The organism is Neisseria sp. P0009.S007, assembly GCF_051962515.1.
In genome coordinates this window covers 1-9,671 of sequence record NZ_JBQCVF010000086.1, presented here as the reverse complement: position 1 = coordinate 9,671, position 9,671 = coordinate 1, and the positions used below count along the sequence as shown (strand labels likewise).

The window sequence follows — 9,671 nt, the reverse complement described above, 5'->3', positions numbered from 1 at the left end:
CAAGTATCGGATGTGTTGCAATACGTTTGGGGCAAACTGATTGGCGGTGCAAAAATCATGCCTTCGCTTTCTCCGTCAAAAACTATTTCCGGCACTGTCGGCGGTATTTTATCGGCCACTGCCATTGCCGCGCTGATGGCGCCGATTACGCCGTTCTCTCACGGCCAAGCAGCCATTATCGGCTTTATCGTCTGCCTGATGGGCTTCTTTGGCGGCCTGGTTATGTCTGCCATCAAACGCGATTACGGTGTCAAAGACTGGGGCAATATGATACGCGGCCACGGCGGTATGCTTGACCGTGTGGATTCGATTTGTTTTGCTGCACCTGTGTTTTTCCACATCACCCGTTATTTCTGGAACGGCTAAACTTCAGGCCGTCTGAAAGCTGCTTTTCAGACGGCCTTGAATGTCTAAAACTGCAGCCCTGCCAATTCGTTATACAATACGCAACCATTATTACTACATACACACAACATGAATAAACCCTCTCCAATCTTTCCCATTTTTCTTGCTACGATTATCTTCGCCCTCATTGTTTGGTCAGGCATTAATCCTCATGACCGCGCGGTCTGGTACGCCGAAATCACCCCCGTAGCATCCGTATTCTTCCTTCTGGTTGCCACCTACCGCATTTTCCGCTTCAGCAACTTGGCCTACTTATTCATGAGCTTCTGGCTGATCATGCATTCCATCGGTGCATACTACACTTTTGCCGATGTGCCATTTGAATCCATCAACCGCTTTGTCGAACCAATTTTGGGCGAAAACCGCAATCATTACGACCGTATTGCCCATTACATCATCGGCTTTTATGCCTACCCGATGGCTGAGTGGCTGCTGCGCCGCAAGCTGTGCAACCTGCCGTTGGCCTTATTTTTCTCCCTGTTCTTCATTATGAGCGTGGCTGCCGCCTATGAAATCATCGAATGGCAATATGCCGTCATCGACGGCGGAGAGGCCGGACTAGAATTCTTGGGTTCCCAAGGCGATATTTGGGACGCGCAAAAAGACATGCTTGCCGATACTTTGGGTGCGTTAACTTCCCTGTTTATTTTTGTGTTTACCCGACCCGATAAACGCTTGGGTTTCTCTTAAATATATCCCTTTAAAGCAGAAGGCCGTCTGAAACCAGATTTTCAGACGGCCTTTTTTTCATTTTTCAATCGCCATTATTGTAAAAATTAATAAATGCGATAGTTAAAAACATAAGCCGATTTTGAAACAAAATTCGTCATCAAAATTTTTAAGCACATGAAATATATAAAAAACAACGTCTGTTAAGATTTTGTAAACAATATGCCTACGTCAATCTGAATTTTTCGATTTGATTTAAATCAGCATATCTTGTGTCATTAATCCATAAAATATCCGGAATTCTACAAAATATTGATTAATCCGATAGAGGTTATCATCAAGACGAGGAACACAAAATGCAGAGAATTCCAGAATTGGTCTGCCCCGCCGGCAACCTGCCTGCACTGAAAACCGCTGTGGACAACGGTGCGGACACGGTTTACATGGGTTTGAAAGATGCGACCAATGCACGAAACTTTCCGGGACTGAATTTCGATATGAAATCGGCACGGGAAGGCGTTGCTTACGCCCATGCGCGCGGGCGCAATGTACTGATGGCTATCAATACATTCGCACAAGCTGGCCAAGTGGAGCGTTGGCACGCCGCTGTGGATACGGCGGCGGATTTGGGTGCCGATGCGATTATTGTTGCCGACCCCGCCATCATGGCGTATGCGGCAGACAAACATCCGAATTTACGCCTGCATATGTCGGTACAAGGTTCGGCCACCAATTACGAAGCCATCAATATGATGAAAGAGCTGTTCGGCATCCGTCGTGCCGTTTTGCCGCGCGTGCTGACCATCGATCAGGTCAAACATGTGATTGACAATACTGATGTGGAAATTGAAGTCTTTGGTTTCGGCAGTTTGTGTGTGATGGTGGAAGGCCGTTGCATCTTGTCGAGCTATGCAACAGGCGAATCGCCCAATATGCAAGGTGTCTGCTCTCCGGCAAAATCCGTCCGCTGGGAACAACTGCCCGACCGCATGAACGTACGTCTAAACCAGGTATTGATAGACCAATACAAACCCAATGAACCGGCAGGTTATCCAACCTTGTGCAAAGGCCGCTTTGAAGTCAATGATGAAACTTACTATGCTTTGGAAGAACCGACCAGCCTGAATGTTTTGGAAATGTTGCCCGAACTCATCAAAATCGGTGTGTCCGCCATCAAAATCGAGGGACGCCAACGCAGTCCGATGTATACGGCGCAAGTAACCAAATCCCTGCGCCAAGCACTGGATGCAGCTGCAGCCGATCCATCGCGTTTCAAAGTCAATCCGTCCTGGAACAATGCCTTGAGCAAAGTTTCGGAAGGTCATCAGACAACTTTGGGCGCATACAACCGCCCATGGAAATAAGGGGAAAAAAATGAATTCATTGAAATTGTCGCTGGGCCCTATTTTATTTTTCTGGCAAAAAGAAGCCCTGCTGGAATTTTACGTTTCCATGCTGGATACGCCGTTGGATACGGTCTATTTGGGTGAGGTAGTCTGCTCACGCCGTCAGAAAATGCGCTTTGCCGACTGGTTCGGACTGGCTGAAGACTTGGCGGAAAGCGGTAAGGAGATTATTCTTTCTTCACAAGTCCTGCTCGAAAGCGAATCCGATCTGAAACGCTTGCGCAAAATCACGGAGCAGGGAAAGTTTAAAGTTGAAGCCAACGACATGGGGGCGGTCAAATTGGCACGCGAACACGGCATTCCTTTTGTTGCCGGTGCAAGCCTGAATATCTACAACGAAACTACTTTGGACGTATTCCGAAAATTAGGGGCATTCCGCTGGATTGCACCGTCCGAGCTAAGCCGCGATAAGGTTGCCGAAATCATCAAGGCTTCAGACGGCATTGAAACTGAACTCTTCGCTTGGGGTAAAATGCCGCTTGCCTATTCATCACGTTGCTTTACCGCCCGCCATTACAATCTGAATAAAGACAGTTGCGAGTTCCGCTGCCTCGATCATGAGCACGGTATGGCCATGAATACGCGAGAAGGCCAGCCGTTTCTCACCATCAACGGCATCCAAACCATGTCTTACGGCTGCCAAAACCTACTGCCCCACCATGAAGACTTGAATAAAATCGGCGTGAATATGCTCAGACTGTCGCCACAAATGCACAGCATGGCTGAAATTATCCAAATTCACCGCGATGTATTGGACGGAAAAGCCACATGGGAAGATGTCCACCCTGAGTTGGAACGATTGACTACCGGAACACTGGTTGACGGCTATTGGCGCGGTCAGCCCGGTATTGAAACCGTGAAGGAGGCATATTATGGCGCTGCCTGAAATCATATTACCCAAATGGATGACAAAAATCGGTACCAAACTTCCCGGCAAACCTCCACGCTTTGTTTTGGTCTCCGTATTGAATACCATGCTGAGAAAAGGTTTACTGCCTGCCGATATGGAACTTTTTGCCGGAAGAAAATTCGAAATCGAAGTTTTGGATGCCGGTATCAAAGTGCGGTTTAGTGCCAATACGGAAAAATTCCTGGACGACAACTTCAGTGGCGTCCCCGATCTGAGGCTGGCGGCCAACGGTATAGACTTCATGCGCATGATGATGCGCGAGGAAGATCCCGATACCTTATTTTTCAACCGTAAATTGCAAATCGAAGGCGATACGGAACTGGGGCTAATTACCAAAAACTTACTCGACAGTGTTGAGTGGCCTTTCAGCGAATGGTTCCTGAAACGCAGCACGTCCACTTTGGATTGATTAATTTTGGTTGAACCAAGAACAAAGGCCGTCTGAATGTTTCAGACGGCCTTATATATTTCACCTCTTTGATATGTCTTCTCTTATTGGTTTTATCAAATATAAAAAAGCGTACCTTGTTAGGTACGCTTTTTTCAATCCGACTCAAAATTAGAATTTTGCACCGGACTCATTTGCCATAAAGTCTACAGCCGCTTTAACCTCATCGTCACTCAAGCTGCTGTTGCCGCCTTTGGCAGGCATTGAATTAAAACCTTCAAGCGCGTGTTTGTGCAAAGTATCTTTACCTTGCTTAATTCGAGGAGCCCAGTCGTCTTTTTTACCGACAACAGGTGCGCCCGGAATCATACCGCCATGACATGTTTTACAGTTGGCTTCAAAAACAGCTTTGCCGTCTACCTTAACCGGAGCTGCTTCTGCTTTTTCAGCAGGTTTGGCTTCAGCAGCCGGAGCAGCTTTAGCATCTGAAGCAGCTTTATCGGCAGCAGGAGCAGAAGCAGCCGCCGGAGCAGAAACATCGGCAGGTTGAGCTACCGGAGCAGGCTCGGCTTTTTTAGCAGGAGCTTTTTTACCGTCTTTGTTGGACAAACCCCAAACATAAGCGGTCATGATGTGCAGCTTGTCTTTGTCAAGGAAGTGACCCCAAGCAGGCATTTGGCTGCTGCGGCCGTTGGTAATGGTTTCGGTAATCGCTTTTTGAGTACCGCCCCACAACCATACATCGTCGGTCAGATTCGGGCCGAGGCCTTGGATACCTTGACCTTTGTCGCCGTGACAAGTGAAACAGTTGGCAGGTGGGCCGCTAAACAGGGCTTTACCGCGTTCTGCACGTTCTTCGTCGTATTGACCTTTAGGTTTAGAAAGAGACATAACATACTGTGTTACGTTTTTCACTCCTTCTTCACCCAAAGCAGGCCCCCATGCCGGCATAGAGGCAGTACGGCCTTTTTCAATGGTTTCCTGAATTTTTTCAGGTTCGCCACCCCACAACCAGTCGTCGTCGGTCAAATTCGGGAAGCCTTTGGAGCCTTTGGCATCTGAGCCGTGACATTGGATACAGTAGGTATTGAAAAGGTTTTGTGCAATAGCACGGGCTTCAGGGTCTTTAGCCACTTTCTCAATCGGCATATTGGAAAATTTAGCATACACTTTACCGTATTGCTGATTGGCTTTGGCAACTTCTTCTTCATATTGACCATGGCTGCTCCAGCCCCACAGGCCTTTGTAATCGCCAATACCTGGATACATAATCAGGTAGCCGACGCCAAACAGCCATGTGCAGACATAAAGCCAAAACCACCAACGTGGCAGAGGGTTGTTGTACTCCGAAATGCCGTCCCACTCATGACCTGTGGTTTTTACTTCTTCGCCTTTTTTAGGGCGTTTCACAACGTTTTGCGAAAGCAGAAGCCAAGCCAGGCCGATGAAGCTGAGCACGACGATAACGGCAATATATATACTCCAGAAACTACTGGTAAATTGGGATGTTGTGTTCATTATTTTGCTCCGTGATCACGGACTGACTGAGCTTGATCGTCCTTTTCAGACGGCCTTTGTTCGTCATTATCGAAAATACTGCTGGCAGCATCGTCATAGTTTTTCTTATTGCGTCTATTGAACACAATATAGAGGACTAAAATAAAGCTGATAAATACCCAAACAGTAAAGAGCGAGCGAGCCCAGTTAGCGTCCATGATGTTACCTTACGTTTTTCAATGCCAAGCCCAAGCCTTGCAGATAGGCGATAACAGCGTCCAGCTCTGATTTGTTAGCCAGCATTTCAGGTGCTTTGGCAATTTCTTCATCGCTGTAAGGTGTACCCACTTTACGCAGGGCTTTCATATGCGCCACAGTTGCCTCGGCATCGACTTTATTGCGTGCGAGCCATGGGAATGCAGGCATATTGGACTCCGGCACAACGTCGCGCGGGTTCAGCAGGTGGATGCGGTGCCATTCATCGGAATAACGGCCGCCGACACGAGCCAAATCCGGACCGGTACGTTTAGAACCCCATTGGAACGGATGGTCATAAACAGACTCACCGGCAACGGAATAATGACCGTAACGTTCAGTTTCTGCACGGAATGGACGAATCATTTGAGAGTGGCAGTTGTAGCAGCCTTCGCGCACATAAATATCGCGACCGGCCACTTGCAGAGCGTTATATGGTTTCACGCCGGGCGCAGGTTCGGTAACTGCCTTGGTGAAGAACAGCGGAACAGCCTCAATCAGAAGGCCGACGCTGACTACAAGCAGGGTGAATACAATCAGTACACCGACTTTTTCTTCAGCTAATTGTTGTAATTTCATTTTGGTAGCCTATCTTTCTTGTCATTAGTGGTGTTGAGTTTGAGAAACCGCAGGAATCTCAGCATCAACTGCTTTACCACTGATAGCAGTACGGTAAACGTTATATGCCATGATGCACATACCGCTCAGGTACAGAAGACCGCCGGTGAAACGAATCATGTAGTAAGGCATGGTACGTTTTACGGATTCAACGAAGGAATAAGTCAGCGTGCCGTCGTCATTCAAAGAACCCCACATCAGACCTTGCATTACGCCGGCAATCCACATTGCAGCGATATACAGAACCACGCCGATGGTCGCGATCCAGAAATGCGCCTCAACCAATTTGGTGCTGTACATTTCATTTTTGCCGAACAAGCGGGGAATCATATAGTAAACGGAACCGATGGTTACAAAGCCCACCCAGCCCAATGCGCCGGCGTGAACGTGTGCAACAGTCCAGTCGGTGTAGTGGCTCAGAGCGTTAACGGTTTTGATAGACATCATCGGGCCTTCGAAGGTAGACATACCGTAGAAAGACAGAGAAACGATCAAGAATTTCAAAATCGGGTCGGTACGCAGTTTGTCCCATGCGCCGGACAGAGTCATGATACCGTTGATCATACCGCCCCAAGAAGGCGCAAACAGGATCAAAGACAATACCATACCCAAAGATTGAGTCCAGTCAGGCAATGCGGTGTAGTGCAAGTGGTGTGAACCAGCCCACATATAAGTGAAAATCAAAGCCCAGAAGTGAACGACGGACAAGCGGTAAGAGTAAATCGGACGGCCCGCTTGTTTAGGTACGAAATAGTACATCATACCCAAGAAGCCGGCTGTCAGGAAAAAGCCCACCGCATTGTGGCCATACCACCATTGAACCATCGCATCAATCGCACCTGCGTAAACCGGATAAGATTTCATCAAACCGGCAGGGATGCTGATATTGTTGACGATGTGCAACAGTGCAACGGCCAAGATAAAGCCGCCGTAGAACCAGTTGGCAACGTAAATATGTTTGATTTTACGTTTGGCAATCGTACCGAAGAATACGATAGCGTAGGCAACCCACACCAGCGTAATCAAAATGTCGATAGGCCATTCCAACTCGGCGTATTCTTTACCTTGGGTGTAACCCATAGGCAAGCTGATGGCAGCAGCCACGATAACGGCCTGCCAACCCCAGAAGGTAAATGCAGGCAGCCAACCGCCAAACAGACGGGTATTACATGTACGTTGAACAACGTAGTATGATGTACCGATCAAACCACAACCACCGAATGCAAAAATAACCGCATTGGTGTGCAGAGGACGCAGGCGGCCAAAGTGGAACCAAGGTCCGATATTGGATAAATCTAGGGCCGGAGCAAAAAGCTGGGCAGCGACGATAACGCCAACCAACATGCCCACAATACCCCAAACTACAGTCATGATGGCGAACTGGCGCACCACTTTGTAGTTATAAGTTTGTGTGTCCATGGAAGTCTCCATAAATTATGGGTATAAAAAATTTTTATCTCACCCCAGCCCCTGCATTTACGAAAAGCGCAATACGGCCAAGGCTCAAATTTTTCTAAATTTAACATAGACACCACAACATGCCAAGCAAAATTACATTCCATATTGCATAAAAACTTTAGTGAGACATAATCTCATTTCTTTTATAATCAATAAATTATTTAAACATGTTCAATAAATCGGACACAGCATTTTTTCAAGCCCCCTTTTTCGTACAGTTTTATTGATATAGATTAAGCCTACCCTTTAAAACCCCTTCCTCTTAATAAACTTTAGCAAATTAACCAATAGCCATGATTAATTACAAAATTACCCCCAACTTTCTGTCTCATGAATGGCACATCACCTTATCATTCACTCAAACTGATGATTCTGAAACAGAAATCAGCCTGCCAAACTGGGTTCCCGGCAGCTATCTCATCCGTGACTTTGCCCGCCACATCACACACATCAACGCGTGCTGCAACGGCAAAGCCCAGCCACTGACACAAACCAGCAAAAACTATTGGCAAACCCCTGCCCTCAATGGAGCGTGGGAAATTTACTACACCGTCTACGCATTCGACTTGTCTGTTCGCGGCTCATTCCTCAGTACCGAGCGCGGCTTTTTTGATGGCGCGTGCCTATTCTTAAAAGTGCACGGACAAGAGGAACAACCACACCAAGTCGAATTTCCTACCCTGCCACACACATGGCAGATAGCCACCACCCTACCCCAAATTTCGGCGACCACTTTTCAGACGGCCTCATATGCCGAGCTTATTGATCATCCTGTTGAAACAGGCATCATCGAATTCCTCGACTTTGAAGCACAAGGCATCCCCCACCGTATTGCATTAAGCGGCATCTATCCTGATTTCGACCGCACCCGCTTCCTCGCCGATATTCAAAAAATCTGCGAAACCGAGTTAGCGATGTTCCCCTCCCCTGCCCCGTTTTCCGAATACCTTTTCCTATTACATCTGGGCGACAACCTTTATGGCGGACTGGAACACATCAGCAGCACCGCCCTACTCGCCGACCGCCACAGTCTGCCATCTTACGATATGGGTGAAGCCGACAAAGCCTATACCGAACTGCTCGGCCTCTTCTCCCATGAATACTTCCACGCATGGAACGTCAAATCCATCAAACCGGCCGTATTCGCACCTTACAACCTCGACCAAGAAAACTATACCGAGCAACTTTGGGCATTCGAAGGCATTACTTCCTACTACGACGACCTCTTTCTAGCCCGAAGCAAAACCATCAGCCCCGAAGCCTACCTTACCCTGCTTGCACAAAGCATCACACGTGTACAGCAGACACAAGGCCGCCTGAAACAAACACTTGCCCAATCCAGTTTCAGCGCGTGGGACAAGTTCTACAAACAAGACGAAAACAGCCCAAACGCCATCGTCAGCTACTATCAAAAAGGCGCACTGGCCGCACTTTGCCTCGACCTTATCATCCGTGAAAAAAGCCAAGGCAAATACACCATCGACAGTGTGATGCAGCAACACTATCGCGACTGGTGCAACACCCATCAAGGCATACCCGAAAAACACTGGCAAATCCGTTGCCAAGAAATGACCAGTTTAGATTTAGAAACCTTCTTTCAGACGGCCTTATACAGCACCGAAGACCTTCCGCTCGCAGAATGCCTACAAAGCGTAGGTGTCAAACTCGACTTTATTCCCCTACCTCGCCAACATGGCGGAGCATTTGCAAGCGAACCCCAATCGGTTGCCCCCGCCAACGATTTGGGCGCACGTTTCAAACAAAGCAGCGATCATGCCGTCCTGACTCATGTATTTAATGGCGGCAGTGCAGAAAATGCCGGACTCTGCCCGCAAGACAAAATCATCGCCCTAGGCGGCTATGCCTGCAACGACCTTGCGGCACAGTGGAGCAAACTGCCTATCGGCACGCGCACCACCATCCATTTCTTCCGTCAAGGCCTATTGCGTGAAACCAGCATCACAGTTCAAGCGGCAGAAGCCAATACTGCCCTGCTGCACATTACCGATCGCCAAAAACTCGAAAACTGGTTGTACAATCATTAAATAAAACTTCAAACGGCCTG

General features: G+C 48.0%; 10 protein-coding genes. 6 read left to right on the top strand and 4 right to left on the bottom strand.

Annotated features, from left to right (window positions below; translation table 11 throughout):
• From ACTHS3_RS08570 to ubiT, 5 genes are all read left to right on the top strand, one after another.
• Positions 1–366: phosphatidate cytidylyltransferase (locus ACTHS3_RS08570; RefSeq protein WP_440367684.1), on the top strand; the 366-nt coding region annotated here is incomplete at its 5' end.
• Between the two features lie 108 nt (positions 367–474).
• Complete coding sequence (locus ACTHS3_RS08565; protein ID WP_070625133.1) at positions 475–1,095, top strand: DUF2238 domain-containing protein; 621 nt, start codon at positions 475–477, stop codon at positions 1,093–1,095.
• Positions 1,096–1,430: 335 nt separating this feature from the next.
• Positions 1,431–2,438 carry a ubiquinone anaerobic biosynthesis protein UbiU gene (ubiU, locus tag ACTHS3_RS08560; RefSeq protein ID WP_070625134.1) on the top strand — a complete coding sequence of 336 codons (1,008 nt, stop codon included), beginning with the start codon at positions 1,431–1,433 and terminating at the stop codon, positions 2,436–2,438.
• Positions 2,439–2,448: 10 nt separating this feature from the next.
• A complete protein-coding gene (locus ACTHS3_RS08555; RefSeq protein ID WP_004519591.1) occupies positions 2,449–3,366 on the top strand; it encodes a U32 family peptidase in 918 nt (305 codons plus the stop codon).
• A complete protein-coding gene (ubiT, locus tag ACTHS3_RS08550) occupies positions 3,353–3,799 on the top strand; it encodes a ubiquinone anaerobic biosynthesis accessory factor UbiT (RefSeq protein ID WP_004519590.1) in 447 nt (148 codons plus the stop codon). Before ACTHS3_RS08555 ends, ubiT begins: the two co-directional genes overlap by 14 nt.
• Before the next feature lie 150 nt (positions 3,800–3,949).
• Here ubiT and ccoP read toward each other — a convergent pair whose 3' ends face one another.
• The 4 genes from ccoP to ccoN are packed head-to-tail and all read right to left on the bottom strand — an operon-like array spanning position 3,950 to position 7,567.
• A complete protein-coding gene (gene ccoP, locus ACTHS3_RS08545; protein WP_004519589.1) occupies positions 3,950–5,296 on the bottom strand; it encodes a cytochrome-c oxidase, cbb3-type subunit III in 1,347 nt (448 codons plus the stop codon).
• The gene (locus ACTHS3_RS08540) at positions 5,296–5,493 is read right to left on the bottom strand and encodes a cbb3-type cytochrome oxidase subunit 3 (RefSeq protein WP_003748776.1); all 198 of its coding nucleotides are present in this window, start codon (positions 5,491–5,493) and stop codon (positions 5,296–5,298) included. The genes ccoP and ACTHS3_RS08540 overlap by 1 nt, the downstream gene beginning before the upstream one ends.
• A gap of 4 nt (positions 5,494–5,497) precedes the next feature.
• Positions 5,498–6,109: a cytochrome-c oxidase, cbb3-type subunit II gene (gene ccoO / locus ACTHS3_RS08535; RefSeq protein WP_003748778.1), complete on the bottom strand. Its 612-nt coding sequence runs from the start codon at positions 6,107–6,109 to the stop codon at positions 5,498–5,500.
• 24 nt (positions 6,110–6,133) lie between these two features.
• Positions 6,134–7,567, bottom strand: a complete 1,434-nt coding sequence (gene ccoN / locus ACTHS3_RS08530) for a cytochrome-c oxidase, cbb3-type subunit I (protein ID WP_003748780.1) — start codon at positions 7,565–7,567, stop codon at positions 6,134–6,136.
• A 332-nt stretch (positions 7,568–7,899) separates the two neighbouring features.
• Here ccoN and ACTHS3_RS08525 point away from each other — a divergent pair, with 332 nt between their 5' ends.
• Positions 7,900–9,651 (top strand): M61 family metallopeptidase, encoded by a 1,752-nt coding sequence (locus tag ACTHS3_RS08525; protein WP_049336034.1) that lies wholly within the window; start codon positions 7,900–7,902, stop codon positions 9,649–9,651.
• Positions 9,652–9,671 lie beyond the last annotated feature (20 nt).

Excerpts from the sequence above, each read along its gene's own strand:
- ACTHS3_RS08540 (WP_003748776.1), bottom strand. The coding sequence starts at position 5,493 with ATGGACGCTAACTGGGCTCGCTCGCTCTTTACTGTTTGGGTATTTATC.
- ccoP (WP_004519589.1), bottom strand. The coding sequence starts at position 5,296 with ATGAACACAACATCCCAATTTACCAGTAGTTTCTGGAGTATATATATT.
- ccoO (WP_003748778.1), bottom strand. The coding sequence starts at position 6,109 with ATGAAATTACAACAATTAGCTGAAGAAAAAGTCGGTGTACTGATTGTA.
- ubiT (WP_004519590.1), top strand. The coding sequence starts at position 3,353 with ATGGCGCTGCCTGAAATCATATTACCCAAATGGATGACAAAAATCGGT.
- ccoN (WP_003748780.1), bottom strand. The coding sequence starts at position 7,567 with ATGGACACACAAACTTATAACTACAAAGTGGTGCGCCAGTTCGCCATC.
- ACTHS3_RS08555 (WP_004519591.1), top strand. The coding sequence starts at position 2,449 with ATGAATTCATTGAAATTGTCGCTGGGCCCTATTTTATTTTTCTGGCAA.
- ACTHS3_RS08525 (WP_049336034.1), top strand. The coding sequence starts at position 7,900 with ATGATTAATTACAAAATTACCCCCAACTTTCTGTCTCATGAATGGCAC.
- ubiU (WP_070625134.1), top strand. The coding sequence starts at position 1,431 with ATGCAGAGAATTCCAGAATTGGTCTGCCCCGCCGGCAACCTGCCTGCA.
- ACTHS3_RS08565 (WP_070625133.1), top strand. The coding sequence starts at position 475 with ATGAATAAACCCTCTCCAATCTTTCCCATTTTTCTTGCTACGATTATC.